This window comes from Amycolatopsis alkalitolerans (genome assembly GCF_006152065.1).
GTDB lineage: Bacteria > Actinomycetota > Actinomycetes > Mycobacteriales > Pseudonocardiaceae > Amycolatopsis_E > Amycolatopsis_E alkalitolerans.
The window spans coordinates 131642-150356 of record NZ_VDFW01000016.1 but is presented as its reverse complement, the minus strand read 5'-3'; the positions used below and the strand labels follow the sequence as shown (position 1 = coordinate 150356).

At 70.9% G+C, this 18715-nt stretch carries 15 protein-coding genes and 1 pseudogene; 8 read left to right on the top strand and 8 right to left on the bottom strand.

Annotated elements, in window-relative coordinates:
- A pseudogene (locus tag FG385_RS19375) lies at positions 1 to 336 on the bottom strand (cbb3-type cytochrome c oxidase subunit I); the annotation flags it as partial.
- A 436-nt stretch (positions 337 to 772) separates the two neighbouring features.
- On the opposite strand from FG385_RS19375, the gene FG385_RS19370 reads away from it, so the two are divergent.
- Together FG385_RS19370 and FG385_RS19365 are read left to right on the top strand one after the other, a co-directional pair.
- Positions 773 to 2029, top strand: coding sequence for a molybdopterin-dependent oxidoreductase (locus tag FG385_RS19370; protein ID WP_235022662.1), 1257 nt, complete (start codon positions 773 to 775; stop codon positions 2027 to 2029).
- Positions 2029 to 2466 carry a hypothetical protein gene (locus tag FG385_RS19365; protein ID WP_139098165.1) on the top strand — a complete coding sequence of 146 codons (438 nt, stop codon included), beginning with the start codon at positions 2029 to 2031 and terminating at the stop codon, positions 2464 to 2466. The genes FG385_RS19370 and FG385_RS19365 overlap by 1 nt, the downstream gene beginning before the upstream one ends.
- On the opposite strand, the gene FG385_RS19360 is transcribed toward FG385_RS19365, so the two are convergent.
- A complete protein-coding gene (locus FG385_RS19360; RefSeq protein WP_407645513.1) occupies positions 2453 to 3796 on the bottom strand; it encodes a hypothetical protein in 1344 nt (447 codons plus the stop codon). The two genes, FG385_RS19365 and FG385_RS19360, sit on opposite strands and share 14 nt — an antisense overlap.
- Positions 3797 to 4246: 450 nt before the next feature.
- Between FG385_RS19360 and FG385_RS19355 the strand changes: the two genes are divergently transcribed.
- A complete protein-coding gene (locus FG385_RS19355) occupies positions 4247 to 4801 on the top strand; it encodes a Uma2 family endonuclease (protein WP_235022661.1) in 555 nt (184 codons plus the stop codon).
- 14 nt (positions 4802 to 4815) lie between these two features.
- Here the strand turns inward: FG385_RS19355 and FG385_RS19350 are convergent, their stop codons facing one another.
- Together FG385_RS19350 and FG385_RS19345 are read right to left on the bottom strand one after the other, a co-directional pair.
- Positions 4816 to 6444, bottom strand: a complete 1629-nt coding sequence (locus FG385_RS19350; RefSeq protein ID WP_139098163.1) for a DUF6119 family protein — start codon at positions 6442 to 6444, stop codon at positions 4816 to 4818.
- Positions 6445 to 6522: 78 nt separating this feature from the next.
- Positions 6523 to 7104: a TetR/AcrR family transcriptional regulator gene (locus FG385_RS19345; RefSeq protein ID WP_139098162.1), complete on the bottom strand. Its 582-nt coding sequence runs from the start codon at positions 7102 to 7104 to the stop codon at positions 6523 to 6525.
- A 44-nt stretch (positions 7105 to 7148) separates the two neighbouring features.
- Here FG385_RS19345 and FG385_RS19340 point away from each other — a divergent pair, with 44 nt between their 5' ends.
- Positions 7149 to 7877, top strand: a complete 729-nt coding sequence (locus FG385_RS19340) for a maleylpyruvate isomerase family mycothiol-dependent enzyme (protein WP_160148844.1) — start codon at positions 7149 to 7151, stop codon at positions 7875 to 7877.
- Positions 7878 to 7939: 62 nt separating this feature from the next.
- Positions 7940 to 8662, top strand: a complete 723-nt coding sequence (locus tag FG385_RS19335) for a mycothiol-dependent nitroreductase Rv2466c family protein (RefSeq protein ID WP_139098160.1) — start codon at positions 7940 to 7942, stop codon at positions 8660 to 8662.
- 2 nt (positions 8663 to 8664) lie between these two features.
- Here FG385_RS19335 and FG385_RS19330 read toward each other — a convergent pair whose 3' ends face one another.
- A complete protein-coding gene (locus tag FG385_RS19330) occupies positions 8665 to 9912 on the bottom strand; it encodes an FAD-binding protein (RefSeq protein WP_139098159.1) in 1248 nt (415 codons plus the stop codon).
- A gap of 29 nt (positions 9913 to 9941) precedes the next feature.
- On the bottom strand, positions 9942 to 10805 hold the full coding sequence (locus FG385_RS19325; protein WP_235022660.1) for an SAM-dependent methyltransferase: 864 nt from the start codon (positions 10803 to 10805) through the stop codon (positions 9942 to 9944).
- A 143-nt stretch (positions 10806 to 10948) separates the two neighbouring features.
- Between FG385_RS19325 and FG385_RS19320 the strand changes: the two genes are divergently transcribed.
- A complete protein-coding gene (locus tag FG385_RS19320) occupies positions 10949 to 11170 on the top strand; it encodes a hypothetical protein (protein ID WP_139098158.1) in 222 nt (73 codons plus the stop codon).
- Between the two features lie 9 nt (positions 11171 to 11179).
- On the opposite strand, the gene FG385_RS19315 is transcribed toward FG385_RS19320, so the two are convergent.
- Positions 11180 to 11656 (bottom strand): SRPBCC family protein, encoded by a 477-nt coding sequence (locus tag FG385_RS19315; RefSeq protein ID WP_139098157.1) that lies wholly within the window; start codon positions 11654 to 11656, stop codon positions 11180 to 11182.
- A gap of 63 nt (positions 11657 to 11719) precedes the next feature.
- Between FG385_RS19315 and fgd the strand changes: the two genes are divergently transcribed.
- Complete coding sequence (gene fgd, locus FG385_RS19310) at positions 11720 to 12721, top strand: glucose-6-phosphate dehydrogenase (coenzyme-F420) (RefSeq protein WP_139098156.1); 1002 nt, start codon at positions 11720 to 11722, stop codon at positions 12719 to 12721.
- Between the two features lie 32 nt (positions 12722 to 12753).
- The gene (locus FG385_RS19305) at positions 12754 to 15120 is read left to right on the top strand and encodes a hypothetical protein (protein ID WP_139098155.1); all 2367 of its coding nucleotides are present in this window, start codon (positions 12754 to 12756) and stop codon (positions 15118 to 15120) included.
- A gap of 3 nt (positions 15121 to 15123) precedes the next feature.
- Here the strand turns inward: FG385_RS19305 and FG385_RS19300 are convergent, their stop codons facing one another.
- Complete coding sequence (locus FG385_RS19300) at positions 15124 to 18711, bottom strand: hydantoinase B/oxoprolinase family protein (protein WP_200834540.1); 3588 nt, start codon at positions 18709 to 18711, stop codon at positions 15124 to 15126.
- Positions 18712 to 18715 lie beyond the last annotated feature (4 nt).

Below are 18715 nucleotides of genomic sequence, written 5' to 3'. Positions count from 1 at the left end.
GAACCAGAAGTAGATCCCGGCGAAGGTGGCGAACACGATCGTGCCGTAGAGCACGTAGTGGAAGTGCGCCACCACGAAGTAGGTGTCGGAGACCTGGAAGTCCAGCGCCGGCGCGGCGAGCAGCACGCCGGTCAGACCACCGAAGAGGAACGTGACGAGGAACCCGATCGAGAACAGCATCGGGGATTCGAACGTGATATGCCCTTTCCACATGGTGCCGATCCAGTTGAAGAACTTCACTCCCGTCGGGACGGCGACGAGGAAGGTCGTGAAGGCGAAGAAGGGCAGCAGGACCGCACCGGTCGCGTACATGTGGTGCGCCCACACCGCCAGCGACCGGTTTACGTTGCCGTGTTTGCCCGTAGGGTCGTTGGGTTTGTCCGCTGCGGTGTCGAGTTGGCTGGTCCGGTCGCTGACTGTGCCCCCGGCGACAGCGGCCGGCCAACTCGATAACGCCCCGAGCCAACTCAGCGACGCCAAGGGCCAACTCAGTACCCTGGCGACAACGCACCCACACCGGTATCGCCCCCGCGAGCGGCGATTTCCGCGATCAGGCGCAGCTCCTCACAATATGCACGGCGGCGCTCGGTCTCCTACTCCCGCAGCAGATGCATAGCAGCGTATCGAACACGCGTATTAACACTTTCGAGCTACGCCTGTGCCACGAACCCGCCCCCGGACGTGACCTTTGTGGACGCCGAGTTCTTACGAGTTCCTCACCGCTTCTCCGGACTGCACCGAGGCGGCGCTCACCGCTCCTACGATCGCAGCCGTGACGAATTCGACCCGTTCCGTGGCGGCGCGCGTGCTGGGACGCGTCCGCTTCCGGAGCCCGCTGCGCGGCCCCTGGCTCACGTCGGTGTTCGGTGCCGTACTACTCGCCTGCCTGCCCTTGGTCGTGATCACCGGGCTACTCGACTACGTCGCCTACGGCCGGGGTCAGAGCATCCCCGGGGACGTGGGCTGGCTGCACCTGCCGATCTTCGACTGGCCGGCGCGACCGTCGTGGCTGTTCCGGCTCACCCAGGGCCTGCACGTCGGGCTCGGTCTCGTGCTCGTGCCGGTGGTGCTCGCGAAACTGTGGTCGGTCATCCCGAAGCTGTTCGCCTGGCCGCCGGCCCGCTCGCTCGCGCAGGCGCTCGAACGGATCTCGCTGCTGCTCCTGGTCGGCAGCATCCTGTTCGAGATCGCCACCGGCGTGCTCAACATCCAGTACGACTACGTGTTCGGGTTCAGTTTCTACACCGGGCACTACCTCGGCGCCTGGGTGTTCATCGCCGCGTTCGTCACGCACGTCTCGCTCAAGCTCCCGACCATGGTGCGCGCACTGCGATCCCGTTCGCTGCGCAAGGAACTCGCGACCCCGCTCGAAGCGACCGAGCCGGAACCGCGGGACGAAAACGGGCTGGTGGCCGAAGATCCCGCCCCGCCGACGTTGAGCAGGCGTGGGCTGCTCGGTGTGGTCGGCGGCGGCGTACTGCTCGTCGGCGTGCTCACCGCCGGGCAGACGATCGGGGGCCCGCTGCGGGATCTCGCGTTTCTCCTGCCCCGCGGCAGGGAGCCTGGGGAGGGCGGAAACCGTTACCCGGTCAACAGAACCGCGGCCGCGGCCGGGGTCACGGGCCAGGCGACGGGCGCACCGTGGCGGCTCAAGGTCAACGGCGCCAAGGAGTTCACCCGTGACGAACTGCTCGCGCTCCCGCAGCACACCGCCCGGCTCCCGATCGCCTGTGTGGAGGGCTGGTCGACGGTCCAGACCTGGACCGGCGTGCGGCTGCGCGACCTCGCCGCGCTGGCCGGCGTGCCGGATCCGGGTTCGGCCTTCGTGGCCTCGCTCGAGCGCGGCCCGTTCGCGCGGGCCACCCTCAATCCGGGCCAGGTGACCCACCCGGACGCGCTGCTCGCGCTGCGCGTCAACGGCGAGGATCTCAGCCTCGACCACGGTTTCCCCGCCCGCGTCATCGTGCCCGCGCTGCCCGGCGTGCATTGCACGAAGTGGGTCCGCTCGATCGATTTCCGGAGCGTGTGATGAAACGGCTGATCGGTGCGCATCCCGCGCAACTGGCGCTGATGCTCGCCTGCCTCGCCCTCGCCGCCTACGCCGGTTCGTTCCTGCTGGGCGATCCGAGCGTGCTGACGATCCTGATCTGGTTCGTCGGCGCGGCCGTGGCGCACGATTTCGTCCTGTACCCGCTCTACACGCTGATCGACCGCGGCCTCCGCCGCGTCCCGTGGCGCCCGCGAGTGCCCGTCGTCAACCACGTCCGCGTGCCGTTGCTGGGCGCCGGGCTGACCTTCCTGCTGTTCCTGCCGGGCATCATCCGCCAGGGCGAGGCCACGCATCTGGCCGCGACCTCGTTGACCCAGCAGCCGTATCTCGGCCGCTGGCTGCTGCTCGTGCTCGCCATGTTCGTCGTGTCCGGACTGGTCTACGCGATCCGCCTGCTCGGGACTACCAGGCGGTGATGACCAGGCTGTTGACCAGCAGCGCGGTCGCGGCCTGCGCGGCGAGCCACCAGCGCCGTGACCGCGCGGGCAGGAACGCCGCCGCCGCGACCACCCAGACGGCGAAGGGCAACCAGATCCGTTCGACCTCGGCCTTCGACAGTCCCGACAGATCCGAAGCGGCCACCGCCACCGCCGCGCCCGCGACCAGGACGGCCAGCGGTGCCCGCCACCGCATCGCCGCCCGGCGCAGGCCCGGGCCCACGACCGGGCCCGTGGCCAGCGCGAAACAGGCCGGATCGGCCCAGACCCAGTAGTCGTACGGGCGTTTGGCCGCGATGCCCTGGTGGTAGCGCTCGACGACGAGGTGGTACCCGTCGAACCACCAGAACCCGGCGGCGGCGAACACGGCGACCACCGCGAGCGCCCCGGCGGCGGCCACCCCGGCGGCCGCCCACCGCCGGGTGAGTACGACCACGGCCACGGCGACCGCGCCGATGAGGACGAGTCCGTAGGACAGGAAGATGCTGAAGCCCAGCACCGGCCCGGCGGCCACGGCCCACGCGAGCCGTCCGGTGGCGCCGAGCGCGAGCAGCGCGATCCCGGTCGCCGTCACCCCGGCGAACAGGCCGTCGGCGGACACCCCGACCCACACCGCGCCCGGGAACAGCACGAGGAAGGGCAGCACCGCGCGCGCCTGATCCCGGGTGCCCAGCACGGAAATCGTCACCGGCACGGCGACCGCGGCGAGCGCGCCGGCCAGGATGCAGACCACTCCGGCGGCCCCGCCGCCACCGAGCCCGATCCGGTCCAGCCAGACGAACACGAGCGTGGCGCCCGGCGGGTGCCCCGAGACGTGGGTGGGCCAGGAATCGCGCTGGAAGTCCAGAATGCGGCTCGAAAAGGTGCGCAACATGGTGCCGATGTCCGTGATCGCGGGGACTTCGGCCACGTACTCGCCGCTCACGGTGAGCCGCCCCGCGATGCCGGCCTGCCAGCCGTCGATGAGGGCGAGCGAGAACGTCCACGCGACCGCGCCGCCGTAGGCCGACGCGAGCGCGTACCGCCACGGCAGCCGTTGGGCGAGCGACGGTCCGTAGAGGACCACGGCGAGCGCGATGAGGATCGTCGAGACCGTGGCGGGCGCGACGTGCGGGAGGTACGTGCCGAGGATCGGCCACTCGCCGAACCGCGGGTTCGCCCCGGCGAAGGCGCCCGGCCCGATCTGGCGGCCCGGGTTCCACCACAGGCAGCCGGCGACGGCGGCCGCGACGAGCAGGACGACCGCGCCGCCCGCGATCAGGTCGGCGCGATGCGCCCGCGCGCGCGTGCGAACCGGGGACAGAGCGATCACCGGACGAAGATAGTTCCCGCACCGGTGGGCCGCCCGGCTTCCCGGCGAACCGTAAGACCTCCGTAAGTGTCCTCAGTGGACCGCCGAAATATTCCCGGTTGGCGGTTTCCCGCTTCATCGCCTACCATCAGACAATTGAACGTCACGCGGCGGAATCGTTGCGAATATTACCGCCGGAAATGGGTGAGATGGCGCGGGGGAATACGCTCGCCGACGATTTTCTGAACTTTCGATCAGCACACGTTCGGCGCAGTGCGGGGGAGCGCACCGGAGAGGAGTGACGCGCGGGCAACCCTCGGTGACGCTTGGTGGCCACCGGGAGCGGGTCGTGGCAGCACCGCTGGTCTTTTCGGGTTCCCCGGCAGGCGTGGCCGGCGCGGTTGGTCATCGGCGAGCGGTCTAAGCTGGCTCGGACCAGGGTTCGGATCTACGCGGTTTGGGGAGACCATGGCGACTGTCCCGGTGTTCGGACACCGCGAGCCATTCACGCGTAGGGATCTGGAGTCGATCGCCGATGACGGTCACCGCTACGAGCTGGTCGACGGAGTGCTCCTGATGAGCCCTTCACCCCGCCCGCTCCATCAGCGCGTCGTGGCTCGCGTGCTGGCGGCGGTGAGCGGGAACTGCCCGAGGGACTGCGAAGCCCTTCCGGCTCCGGTGGACGTGGTGCTCGCGGACGACACGGTGCTCATCCCCGACGTGGTCGTCGGCCGCCGCGCCGACTACACCGAGCGCGCCCTGGTCGGCATCCCGGTGCTGTCCGTCGAGGTCATCTCGCCCTCGAGCCGCCTTATCGACACCGAACTCAAACGCGCCCGGCTGGCCGCCGCCGGCTGCCCGCACTACTGGCTGGTGGACCCGTACGTGCCGGAGGTGCTGTGCCTGGGCCTGCAGGACGGACTGTACGAGACGGTCGCGAAGGCCGCCCACGACCACACGATCACCGTGGACGCCCCGTTCCGCGTGACGCTCAACCCGGCCGACCTGATCTCGGACTACTGAACCGGTCCCGCTGATCAGGGAATCACGGCGATCCGCAGCGGGATCCCGTAGGTGTGCAAGGCGACCGCGGCCGAGACGAGCGCCGAGCGGGCGAAGGTGAACAGCGTCCCGGGGTGCAAGGCCTTGTCGGAGCGGTGAATCGCGTAGACCAGGCCCGCGGGCCGCGAACCGAGCGTCGCGGCGCGTGCCGGGTCCCGGCCGGCGACGAGATCGGCGAACCGTTCCCAGGTCTCCCGGTCGGTCAGGCTTTCCGCGGCCACCAGGCCCTGCGCGAAGAGGTGGCTCAGCACGGAGGAACCCGTGCGGCCACTGACCTTCTTCACGTGCACCAGCACGTTCCCCGGCCCGAGCAGATCGCAGGCCTCGAAACCGCGCGGATGCACGCGGGTCTTGAGCAAGGACCTGTCCAGGCACAGGAAACGAGGATCGGTCGCGGCGACGTGCTCGTTGTACGCCGCTTCGACCACCCGGCCCTGGTCGTTGCGGGGCGCGTCCTCCCACGCTGGCAGTGTCCACTCCGGACGGTTCGCGAACGCCCCGGCCACCACCCGTTCGACATGGGCGAGGTAACGCTCGCCGAGCTGGTACCAGTCGCCGTCGATGAGCACGAAGCGGCGGCCGGGCTCGATCACCTCGGCCGCCAGCCAGTGCAGCGCGGACACCGCGCCACCGAGGCTCCGGCCGTCGTCGTCGAGACCTTCGATCGAGCTCGTCCGCAGCGTCGTGAGAGCTTCGCCCTCGCGCATGCCGGAGCGCAGATCCTCGAGGGTGAGTTCATCGGTGTCGATGGCGGAATCGCCGACATGACCGCGATACCGCTGCACCGCGGGCCCGTCGTAATACCGCGCCGGATAGGAAATGCCGACCTCGCCGGTCTCGCTTGCCGGGTCGGCGAGCAGGTCCGCGGCCGCGGCGTCGAGCTTCGCGGTCAGCTCTTGTCCGGGCCCGAGGCGGCGCACCCACCGCAGCGGCTCGAGCCGTGCGTGCACGCTCACCTCCGTCGTGACGCGAGTCAGTTCGCGCAGGTCCGACAGCAGCGAATCGCCCGCGACGCCGAGCGGGAGCTGCACCCCGTCGCCGCAGTCGAGGCTGAGCCGGAAGTTGCGGTACCCGCCGCGGCGGCGGACGTAGGTCAGCTCGGCACGGACATCGCGATGGACCCGCCCGGCGAGGTTGCGCACGAGTTCCGCGTGCTCGCGCAGCCCGAACGCCCACAGGCCCTGACCACCCGGCACGAGGTTGTGGTCGACGCGCGCCTTCGCCGACAGCGCCCAGCGCGTGATCCGGCGGATCTCATCGGGATCGAGCATGCGCACCGCGAGATCGAGGCCGAACTCGCGGTCGACCGCGCTGTCGCGCAGGTAGCGCCAGCCGTGCCCGAAGGTCAGCGCGTACCGCGTGCCGTCCACGTCGAGCAGCAGCGCCGCGGACGCCGTCGTGGTGGTGAAGCCGAGGTCGACGCCGGTGAGGGAGTGCACGGCGGCGCCCCAGCCGACCGGACGCGGCGCCGACTCGCCCGACACCAGCAGCGCCGGCACGGACCCGACCTCGACCTCCCGGATGTCCACTTCCTTCGGCGCGATCAGGGCACGCAGCTCCGGCGCCGGGTACAGCCGGTACACGCGCATGCGCCGAGTGCTCATCGTCAACCGATAGCACCCGCCGGCCAACTCGGAGCGAACGCGCGGTGACGGTTTTCCGTCCGGGCCGGACCGGTCGTCTCACGGGGTGAGTCCCGCGAGCGCGGAGTCGGCGACGGCCTGCAGCTCGGCACGGCCGGGGCGAGTCTTGGCCAGCACGTTCATCCCCTGCACGACGGCGACCAGTAACCCGGCGGACTCGGGCCCGGCGCCGGGGCGCAGTTCCCCGTCCCCGGCGGCGCGGGCGAGCGCGGCGGCGAAGGCGGCTCGCAGCCGCGCCAGGTGCTCGGTGAGCAGCCCGGCGAGTTCGGGGTCGCGCTGGGTGAGCTCGACCAGCGAGTTGGTGATGAGGCAGCCCCAGCGGCGCTTGCCCTCGACCATCGCGTCGACGAGGTGCGCGAAGTAGTCCCGCAGGCCCTGCAATCCGCTCTCGACGCCGGTCAGGCGCTCGGCCGCGTCGGCCGACACGGTCTCGACGTACCGGCGCACCGTCGCGACGAACAGTTCGCGCTTGCTGCCGAACGCCGCGTACACGCTGCCTGGCTGGATCTCCATCGCCTGGCACAGGTTCTGGATCGACGTGGCCTCGAAGCCCTGCCGCCAGAACATCTCGACGGCGGTGTCGAGCGCGTCGTCGAGGTCGAAGCTCCTGGTGCGTCCCACGCCTGCCATTGTATTGTCGTATGGTCGTTCAAGATTGGGGTGGTATGGAGCTGTTGCAGGTGTTCGAAGACGAAGGCCGCGAGTTGGTGAAGCTGACCCGCAAAGCGGAGGCGGCGCGCCCGGTGCCGGAATGTCCGGATTGGACGGCCGCCGACCTCGTGCGACACCTCACCGGCGTGTACCGCATGGTGGGGCTCACCGTCGCCGAGGGGCGCAGTGAACGCCCGTCGCGCGCCGAGCTGGCCGGTGACGACACGGATCCGGTGAGCGGACTCGCGGAAGCGCACGCGCGGGTCGTGAGGCTGCTGGACGAGGCGCCGGCGGAGCTGTCGTGTTGGACCCTCTGGCCCGCGCCGAACGCCCGCGAGTACTGGATCAGGCGGATGGCCTACGAAACCCTCGTCCACCGGGTCGACCTGCAGAACGCGATCTCCGGCACGACGCGCGGTTCCGCCGGGGTCGAACCGGAGATCGCGGCCGACGGCGTCGACGAGATGGTCACCGGCTTCGCGCAGCGTTACCGCGGCCGGCTGCGGGCGCCGGTCCCGTCCACGATTTCGCTGTCGGACACCGACACCGGTCGCCGGTGGTGGATCCGGCTCGGCCCGGCGGAGCCGGAGTTCGGGCGCGGGGAGATCGCCGCGGGCACCGAGGTCACCGCGCGCGGCGGAGAACTGCTGTTGCTGCTGTGGAACCGGCGCACCTGGGACGGGCTCGCGGTGGCCGGTGACGAGGCGCCGTTGCGACTGTGGCGTAGTGACGCACATCTCTAGCTGCTTCGACGGCGGGATCGGGTCGTGCTGTCAGATGGTTTCCCAGGAAAGGAGAGAGTGGTATGTCCGAAGCGGACATCGACTTCTATTTCGACCCGGTGTGCCCGTTCGCGTGGATGACGAGCAAATGGGTGCGCAAGGTCGTGGCGCGGCGCGAGTACACGGTGGACTGGAAGTTCATCTCGCTGCGGCTGGTCAACGCCGAGATCGACTACGACAGCCACTTTCCGCCCGGGTACTCCGAGGGACACACCTCGGGCCTGCGGCTGCTGCGGGTCGCGGCCCGTGCCCGCGCCGAGCACGGGCGCGCGGCCGTCGGCCCGCTGTACGAGTCGATCAGCGGTGAGATCTTCGACTCCAGCGAAGCGCCGAAGCTGACGCCGGAGCGTCGCGGCAGCCGTGAGTTCGTGGAGCCGCTGCTCGCTCGCGCAGGCCTGCCCGCCGAGCTGGCCGGCGCACTGGACGACACGAGCTGGGACGTCCAGCTGAGGGCCGAGACCGACGAGGCACTTTCCTTGACCGGTAAGGACGTCGGCACCCCGATCATCCACTTCGGACCGCCGGAGGGCACGGCGTTCTTCGGCCCGGTGATCAGCCGCCTGCCCGGCGACGAGGAAGCGGTCCGGCTGTGGGACAACGTGGTCGGGCTCGCGTCCTTCCCCGGGTTCGCCGAGCTGAAGCGCAGCCTCCGGGAACGGCCGCAGCTGCGCAGCTTCGGTGTCGAGGTGGGCTCGGCCGGCGTCGAAGAGGACTGGCACGGCGGCAGCCGGCGGCTGAAGAAGTGAGCTCACAGCTCTCGAGATCCGAGCGCCCCGTGCGGGTCGTAGCGGTCCCGGGCCGCGGCGGCTGGGGCCAGGTGCCGCGCCCAGTCGAAGTCCGGGACGGCGCCGACCGGGTAGGCCGTGCCCCCGGCCGCGACAGCCTGGTCGTACCACGCGCGGTTGGCCTTCAGCATGCGGTCCACGTCGCCGGTGGAGGTGAAGCGCAGCACGGCGACGAGGAAGACGACCTCGCCGTCCGGGACGGCGAACAGCGGAGTGTTCAGGTACCGGCGGAACACCGGGTACACCAGCACCAGGCCCGCCTCGCCCAGGTCGTCCCGCCTGAGGACGCTCAGCACGCCGGCGACGTGGCCGTCGGCGGCGTTGTCCGGCAGGAACAGGTTGGACCACGGATGCGGGGCGAACCACTCACCGGTCTGCGAGAGGTACGCCTCGGCGTCGGCGAGGCGGTTGGCGAAGTCCCAGTACGCCAGGTCCGCGGTCTCGTCCCGGGACGGTTCGTAGCCGAGGCCGGCGAGCAGCCTCGCGTCGTCCGGTTCGTCCGGCGGCGAGTAATAGGCGGCCACGTCGAGCATGGGCGTCCAGCCGTGCTCGCCGGGCAGGATCTCGCCTTGCAGGAAGGCGAAACGGCCTTCGCGCAGTAGCCGCCGCTGGTGCCGCAGCAGGTCCGCCGGCGTGGGGCAGTAGATCTTGAACCTCCGCACGCGTGCCGGCGCCGGGCCGAGCGGCACCGTCGCGCGCACGATGACCCCGCAGCGGCCGAACCCCGCGAGGACACCGTCGAACAGCTCCGGCGACTCGGTGCGCGAGCAGGTGCGCCGGACGCCGTCGCCGGTGATCACTTCCAGGGCGAGCACGTTGTCGGTCTGCACGCCGCGGCGGCCGCTCGTACCGCCGATCCCGCCCGCCGACAAGGTCCCGCCGACGGTGACGCCGAGGTAGTCGGTCAGCACCCGTGGCGTGCGGCCGTGCGCGAGAGTGGCGCGGAGGACTTCGGCCCAGGTCGCGCCTGCTTCGACGACGACGTGACCCTCCTCGAACTCGTGTATCTGGTTGAGGCCGGTCATGTCGAGCGAGACGCCGTCGCGGATCTGAGACTGGCCGAAACTCGTGTGGCGCCGCCCGTGGGCGAGGACCGGGATCCGTTGCCCCGCCGCGTCGCGGAGCGCTTCGTGGACCTCGCCGATGGAGCTGACCTGCCGCACCTCACGCGGCCGCGTGGCCACGATTCCCCCGAAATCGGACGATTCCATCCACCCAACGTAGCCGGGCTGTCCAGGTTTCAGGGTTTGCGGCCGACCCCCACGAGGATCACGGACTCCTCGGGCGCGTCGAACCCGATGATGGGCGAGTTCGGGCTCGAGTCCTCGGGATGCCACAGGGGTGTCCACGTCATACCCGGCTCGATCAGTTCGAAGTCGCCGAACAGTTCGCGGATCTCCTGCTGTGGCCGCCAGTGCACCGGGTTCGCCGAGGACTGGTAGAGCTCGTCGAGGTCGACGAGGTTCTGATACAGCGGCGCTGGCACGCCTTCGTACGTGGTATGCGAAAGGATGAGGTACGAGCCGCTGGGCAGCAGGTCCCGCAGCCGCTGGACGGACAGCGGGCCGACGTCGGTACCGCGCCGCAGTTGCTGGAAGTGCAGGACGGCGACGAGCAGGAGCGCGACCGGCTCGGAGAAGTCGAGCACGCCGGTGGCCTCGACCGCTTCCCACAGCTCGTCGGGCTCGCGCAGGTCGGCCTGGATCGCGGCGTGGCGGGCCGGGTCGCCCTGGGTTTCCAGCAGGATCTTCGAATGCGCGACCGCGACGGGTTCGTTGTCGACGTAGACGACCTTGGTGGCCGGATCGGCCTCGTCGGCGATCTGGTGGGTGTTGCCCATCGTCGGGATGCCGGCGCCGACGTCGATGAACTGCCGTACGCCGAGCCCGACCAGATGACGGACCGCGCGGTGCAGGAACAGCCGGTTCGCCAGCGCGATGTCCCGCAGCAGCGGGAAGCGCTCGACCGTGCGGGCGCCGAACTCGCGGTCGATCGCCCAGTTGGCCGTGCCGCCGAGCAGCCAGTCGTAGACGCGGGCCGCGGTGGGGTGCTCGAGGTCGATGCCCTCGGGCGGCACCGCGTTGCCGCCTTGGTCGTTCGCCACGGTGTTCGATCTTAGAGGCCCCGGCCCCGCCTCCCACCACGGGCGGGGGAACCCCGCCGGGGGGCGGGCGCCCGAACGGCGTCATGGCGGCCGGGGCGCGAGCTGACACCTCCAGCAGGAACGCCGATCACGAGAGGGAGGCCATGGCCACCGGGACGGAGCCGTTCGCCGTCGGGCACCGGGTCACCTACCTGCCGGGCAGGCACAAGAGCGGGACCCGGCTCTGCCGCCGCGGCGTGGTGACGGGGGCGCCCGTCTTCGACGCCTATACGAACAACACGTGGGTTCCCGTGCACGCCGAGGGGCAGGCGTCCGATCAGGAGCCGGAGTGGGTGCGCGCGAGCGACATCGTGGACGTGGCCTGACGGCCGTGCTCAGGTCACCGGATCCGCCGCGGTGCCTTCGACGAGTGCCGCCAGGTTGTCCAGCGCCATCCGGGTGCCGGTCTCGTTGTCGGCGGCGGGAATGCTGTCGGGCAGGCCTTCGTGGGTGATGACGACCTCACTGCCGTCGCCGGCGTCGGCGAGCGTCGTCGTCTGCGTGATGGTGCCCCGCAGCGCCGGGTCGCCGGTCTCGAACTCGAGCACCTCGACCACCTGCTCGGCGGGCACGAGCCTGGTGAAATGACCGTGGTAGGTATCGGTGCGCGCGGACGACTTGCCGGTCCGGCCGGGTGCGTCGTAGGTGAGCGAGATCCGGAAATACCCGCCTTCGCGGGCGTCGAACTCGTGCACCAGGCAGGTCATGCCCTGCGGTACCCGCCATTTCCCGACCGCTTCGGCGTCGAGCAGTGCCTGGTAGACCGCTTGCCGTGACGCGCGGATGCGGCGCGACACCCGTGTCGTGTGCATACCCGGACTCTACGGCCGTCCGAGTGCTTTGCGCTCAGCCGGGATTCGGCTGAGGATGTGGGCATGAGTCTCAAGATTGGCTACAAGGCGTCAGCGGAGCAGTTCGGCCCCCGGGATCTGGTGGAGTACGCGGTGCGGGCCGAGGAACTGGGGCTGGACAGCGTGTGGGTGTCGGACCACTTCCTGCCGTGGCGGCACAACGGCGGGCACGCGCCGTCCGCGCTGACCTGGATGGCGGCGGTCGGCGAGCGCACCCGGCGGGTCCAGATCGGCACGAGCGTGACGACCCCCACGTTCCGCTACAACCCGGCGGTGATGGCGCAGACGTTCGCGACGATGGCCTTGCTGTACGGCGACCGGATCATCCTCGGTGCCGGTACCGGGGAGGCGCTCAACGAGATCGCGGTCTCGGGCATGGAGTGGCCGGAGTTCAAGGAACGCTTCGCGCGCCTGCGCGAATCGGTCCGGCTGATGCGTGCACTGTGGACGCAGGACAGCGTCGACTTCGAGGGCGAGTACTACACGCTCAACGGCGCGCAGATCTACGACCGGCCGGAAAACCCGGTGCCGGTGTACATCGCGGCCGGCGGCCCGGTGGTGGCCCGCTACGCCGGGCGCGCTGGGGAGGGGATCATCTGCACCTCCGGCAAGGGTATGGACCTCTACACCGAGAAGCTGATGCCCGCGGTGGCCGAGGGCGCGGCTCAGGCCGAGCGCGAAGCCGGCACGGTGGACCGGATGATCGAGATCAAGATGTCCTACGACCGGGATCCGGATGTGGCGCTGGTCAACTGCCGGTTCTGGTCGCCGCTGTCGCTGAGCGCGGACCAGAAGCACAGCGTGTCCTCGGCCGAGGAGATGGAGCGGCTCGCGGACGAGCTGCCGATCGAGCAGATCGCGCGGCGGTGGATCGTGGCGAGCGACCCGGACGAGGCCGTCGCGCAGATCAAACCGTACCTCGACGCCGGCCTGAACCACCTGGTGTTCCACGGGCCCGGCCACGATCAGGAGCGCTTCCTGAACCAGCTCACCGAGGACGTCGTCCCGAAGCTGCGCGCGCTCTGACTACGGTACGGTGACCCCCCGAGGAGGTCGTCGTGGCTGTTCCCCGGTATGGCGTCCGCATCGGCCCTCGCCCCGGCGGCGCTGTCGCCCCGGCACCGGATCTGGACGCGCAGATCACCGAGCTCCGGGTGCACGGCGTCGGCGGCACCGCCCCTGATGCGCTGCTGCGGGACCTCGCGCCCGAGCAGGTCGGCGGTGACCGGGTCGCCGGGTTCTACCGGACGGCGGATCTGGAGCCCGCCGGCGGGGAACCGCCCCGGCACGTCGAGGGCTACGCGTGGGGCGGGATCACGTCGCGCTCCAGCGTCCGCGTGTTGTGGCTGCTGCTCGTGCCGTTCATGCTGGCGAATCTCGCCGGGTGGATGTATCGGGGCGAGCCGTCGGGCTTCCGGTTCGCCTGGCACCGCGTCGCGGCCAACCTCGCCTGCCTCGCGCTGACGGTGAACGCGGTCCTCGTCGCGGTCATGATCGGCCCGGACCTGATCACCTACCAGGCGACGAGGGCGGGCCTGGCGCACGGCCGATGGTGGCTGTGGCCGCTGTCGTGGACCTGGGTCGGCGGCGGCGGGCAGCAGCCGCTGGTGATCGGCTACGCGACGGTCGTCCTCGGGATCGCGTTCCTGGTCCTGCTGGCCGTGCGCACGCAGAGCCGGTACGAAGCGGTGGAGCCGCCGTGGCGGCTGAAGACGGAGCGGACCGCGACGCGGAAATCGGCCACGGACACGAACCTCGCCGATCGCCAGTTCTGGAACTCCGCGATCGCCGTGCGGCGGATGACCGGGGCACATATCGGAGCCGCGTTCGGGTTCCTCGCCCTGGTCTTCGCCGTGACTTCCCGGGCGGCGGCCGTCCCGGCGCCCCGCGAGACGGCCTGGTGGTGGGCCGCGGTGCTCGCCGGAGGTCTCGCGCTCGCAGTCTCGACCGTCGTGGTCGCGGCCGACCGCTGGCTGGGCTCGGTCCGGAAGCCGAAGGTCTTCGGCACTCCGCCGGTCCGGATCGCGGTGCACGCGGTGGCACCGCTCGCGGTCGTCTGCGCGGCGGTTTTCGCCCTGCGCCAACCGGAAATGAGCCGCGCGCCCGGCTCCCTGCCCGGTCTGGACACCATCAGCGCGGCGACCTTCCTCGGTCTCGGCGGCACGATCGTGCTGCTGGTCCTGATCGGGCTGGCGGGCCGGCCCCGCGGCGGGCCCGGTCCGGTCGTGGTCATGCTGCTCGCGGCCGGGCTGCTCAACTCCCTGCTGCTGGGCCTGTTGTTCGCCGCGGGGCACGCGCTCGGCCGGCTGGGGGCGGAACCCACCACCGATCCGGCCGTGCTCGCGGTGCCCGTGCCGGTGGCCTGGGCCGGTCCGCTGCTGACCGCCGGGCTCGCCGCCGCGCTGCTGTGCTGGGCGGTGACTCAGGCGGTGCGGTGGTCACTCGCGCGCGACCCTCGCGACTTCGGCGAAGATCTCCGTGACTACCGCTCGACGGCGCCGGACGGCACGCACGGCCCGGACGGGGACTGGTACGTCGCGACGGTCGCACCCGAGGACGAGCCCGGCGATCCTCGCGTGGACAGGGACTTCCTCGACGCGCCCGCGGTCCGGCGGGCATGGCAGCGTGGGCTGGAGAGGCTCTACCGGCTCGGCGAAGCCCGGTCCGCGGCGCCGGAACTGTTGTGGCTCATCGCGGCTTTCCAGGTCGGCGGCGCCGCATGGGCCGTGTTCGCCCGGCCGCCGGTCCCCGACGCGTGGTTCAGTCCCAACGGGGCGCTCGGCAAGGTGATCACGTTCGCCGGGGGCGCGACGGTGCTGGGGCTGATGTGGTTGCTGCGCCAGGGCTGGCGGGATCCGGCGCGGCGCAAGCAGATCGGGGTGCTGTGGGACGTCGGCACGTTCTGGCCGCGCTCCTACCATCCGCTCGCGCCGCCTTGCTACGCCGAACGCGCCGTGCCCGACGTGCAGCGGCGCATCTGGCGGCTCAACGACCACGGCGCGCCCGTGCTGCTGGTCGGGCACAGCCAGGGTTCGGTGCTGTCCACGGCGGCGCTGCTGCCGGCGGACTGCCGCGCGGCGCGAGGCGAGATCGCGCTCGTCACCTTCGGCAACCCGACCACCTGGCTGTACGAGTGGGCGTTTCCCGCCTGGGTCAACCCGGACGTGCTCGCCCAGGTGCTCGCCCACCAGGAGCGGGCGCGCGTCACGGAATGGCGGAACTTCTCGTATCCGACCGATCCGATCGGCAACAGCGTGCGGGTCACCGGGAACGCCGTATGCGACGAGCGCCTGCGCGATCCGGCGTTCGCCTGGCATATCTACGGCGACCCGCCGCCGCCATCGGGCGGGCACTCCGGCTACTGGACGGATTCCCGCGTATGGGACCAGATCGGCAAGATCGCCCAGCGCCTGCAGGCCCGGTGAGCGCTACTCCGGGGTGCCGTATCCGCCGCCGCCCGGGGTCTCGATCTCCAGCACGTCGCCGGGCCGCAGGTCCACCGAATCGGCGCCGGCCAGTTCGGTGACCGTCCCGTCGGCGCGGTGCACGCGGTTGTGCCCGAGCGCCCCGGGCCGCCCGCCCGCCATGCCGTAGGGCGGGATCCGCCGGTGGCCGGACAGGGTGCTCGCGGTCATCGGCTCGAGGAACTCCAGGCGCCGCACCGCGCCGTCGCCGCCCGCCCACGTGCCGCGCCCGCCGCTGCCGTGGCGTACCGAGAACTCCTTGAGCAGCACGGGAAAGCGCCATTCGAGGACCTCGGGATCGGTCAGCCGCGAGTTCGTCATGTGGGTCTGCACCACCGACGCGCCCGCGAACCCGTCACCGGCGCCGGAGCCCGAGCCGAGCGTCTCGTAGTACTGGTGCCGCTCGTTGCCGAAGGTCAGGTTGTTCATCGTGCCCGCGCCCTCGGCCTGCACGCCCAGCGCCGCGAACAGCGCGCCCGTGATCGCCTGCGAGGTCTCGACGTTCCCCGCGACCACGGCCGCCGGGTACTCCGGCGAGAGCATCGTCCCGGCCGGGATCACGATCTTCAACGGGCGCAGGCACCCGTCGTTGAGCGGGATCTCGTCCGCGACCAGCGTCCGGAACACGTACAGCACCGCCGCCGTGGCCACCGAGGACGGGGCGTTGAAGTTCGTGGCCAATTGCGGCGAGGTGCCGGTGAAGTCCACTGTGGCCGAACGCGCGGCGCGATCCACCGTGATCTTCACCGCGATGCCCGCGCCGGAGTCCATCTCGTAGCGGTACTCGCCGTCCGAGAGGGTGCCGATGACGCGCCGGACGGCGTCTTCGGCGTTGTCCTGCACGTGCCGCATGTAGGCCTGCACGACGTCGAGCCCGAACAGCCCGATCATCTTGCCGACCTCGTCGACCCCCTTGGCGTTCGCGGCGACCTGCGCGCGCAGGTCGGCCAGGTTCATGTCCGCGTTGCGCGACGGGTAGCGCGCGCCGAGCAGCAGTTCCCGCGTCTCGGCTTCGAGGAAGCGGCCGTCTTCGGCGAGCAGGAAGTTGTCGAACAGCACACCTTCCTCGTCGAGGTGGGCGCTGTTGGCCGGCATCGAACCCGGGGTGATGCCGCCGATCTCCGCGTGGTGACCGCGGGAGGCGACGTAGAACAGGATTTCCTCGCTGTCGCTGGAGAACACCGGGGTGATCACCGTGACGTCGGGCAGGTGCGTGCCGCCGTGGTACGGGTCGTTGACCGCGTACACGTCTCCGCGCTTCATCCGCCCGGCGCGCCGCCGCACGACTTCCTTGACCCCGGCGCCCATCGAGCCTAGGTGCACCGGGATATGCGGCGCGTTCGCGACGAGGTTGCCGTCGGGATCGAACAGCGCGCACGAGAAGTCCAGCCGCTCGCGGATGTTCACCGACTGGGAGGTCGCCTCCAGCCGGGTGCCCATCTGCTCGGCGATCGACATGAACAGGTTGTTGAAGATCTCCAGCAGCACCGGATCGGCCTTCGTGGTGGCGCCCGCCCCGGCGCGTGCTTCGACCCGGTCGAGGATCAGGTGCCCGCCGGCGTTCAGCTTCGCCTGCCAGCCTTCGTCGACCATGGTCGTCGCGTTGGCCTCCGCGATGATGGCCGGGCCGGTCACCGTATCCGCCGGGCGCATCCGTTCCCGCTGGTACAGCGGGGCTTCGTGCCAGGTGCCGCCGGAGTAGAGCCGCACGGTGTCCACCGGGCCGGCTTCGCCGTCGTGCTCGCCGAGCGGGGACAGGTCGGGCTGCTCGGTCAGCCCGGTGGCCTCGACCGCGATCGCCTCGACGATGAGCGGCCGGTCCATCAGGAACGAGTACGTCGTGCGGTAGGCCGCCTCGAACTCGGCCACCATCTCGTCGAACCCGCCGAGCGTCACCGGCACCACGGTGTCGGTGCCGTCGTAGCGTAGCTGCGCGCGCCGCACGACGCGGATCCGTTCCGCCGCAACGCCTTGGTCCAGCAGCTCGGCCGTGGTCTGCTTGGTCAGCCGGCCGGCGACCTCCTCCAGCGTGCCGAGCGTGCCCGGTTCCAGGCGGGCGATCACCGACTGCTGCCGGATCGAGGTCGTGTCGGCCAGCCCGATACCCAGCGCCGAGAGTACCCCGGCCATCGGCGGCACGAGCACCGTGGGGATGCCGAGCGAGTCGGCCACCGCGCACGCGTGCTGGCCGCCCGCGCCCCCGAACGTGGTGAGCACGTACCGGGTCACGTCGTGTCCCTTTTGGACGGAGATCTTCTTGACCGCGTTCGCCATGTTCGCCACCGCGATCCGGAGGAAGCCCTCGGCGACCTGCTCGGGCGTGCGGTCGTCGCCGGTCCGCGCGCGGATCTCGGCGGCGAGTTCGGTGAACTTCTCCCGCACCAGCCCGGCTTCCAGGGGCTGGTCGCCGTCCGGGCCGAACACGGCGGGGAAGTGGGCGGGCTGGATCCGGCCGAGCATGACATTGGCGTCGGTCACCGTCAGCGGGCCGCCGCCCCGGTAGGAGGCGGGGCCGGGGTTCGCCCCGGCCGAGTCCGGGCCGACCCGGTACCGGCTGCCGTCGAAGTGCAGGATCGACCCGCCCCCGGCGGCGACGGTGTGGATGTCGAGCATCGGGGCGCGCAGCCGGACGCCCGCCACCTGCGCCATGAACACGCGCTCGTACTCACCGGCGTAATGCGACACGTCGGTCGAGGTGCCGCCCATGTCGAACCCGATGACGTGGTCGAACCCGGCGAGCGCGGACATGCGCACCATGCCGACGATCCCGCCGGCCGGGCCGGACAGGATCGCGTCCTTGCCGCGGAAGTGCCGCGCCTCGGCGAGCCCGCCGTTGGACTGCATGAACGCGAGCCGCACGCCGGAAAGCTGGTCCGCGACCTGGTCGACGTAGCGGCGCAGCACCGGTGAGAGGTAGGCGTCGACGACCGTCGTGTCGCCGCGCGGGACGAGCTTCATCAGCGGGCTGACCTCGCTCGAGAGCGACACCTGGGTGAACCCGATCTCGCGCGCCAGTTCACCGAGCCGCCGCTCGTGGTCGGGGTGGAGGTGGCTGTGCATCAGCACGATCGCGATGGAGCCGATACCGCTTTCATAGGCGCCGCGCAGGTCCCCGGCCGCCTTGTCCAGCTCGAGCGGCCGCAGCACCTTCCCGTCGGCGGACAGCCGCTCGTCGACCTCGATGACCTGGTCGTAGAGCATGTCCGGCAGCACGATGTGCCGGTCGAAGATACGCGGGCGGTTCTGGTAGGCGATGCGCAGCGCGTCACGGAAACCCCTGGTCACCACCAGCACCGTGCGCTCGCCCTTGCGTTCGAGCAGCGCGTTGGTGGCCACCGTGGTGCCCATGCGCACGGCCTCGACCTGCTCCGCCGGCACCGCCTCGCCGCGCGGCACCCCGAGCAGTTCCCGGATCCCGGCGACCGCGGCGTCGCGGTAGCGGGCCGGGTTCTCGGACAGGAGCTTGTGGGAGACCAGGCCGCCGTCCGGGCGGCGGGCCACGATGTCGGTGAAGGTACCGCCGCGGTCGACCCAGAACTGCCAGCGCGTCATCGGC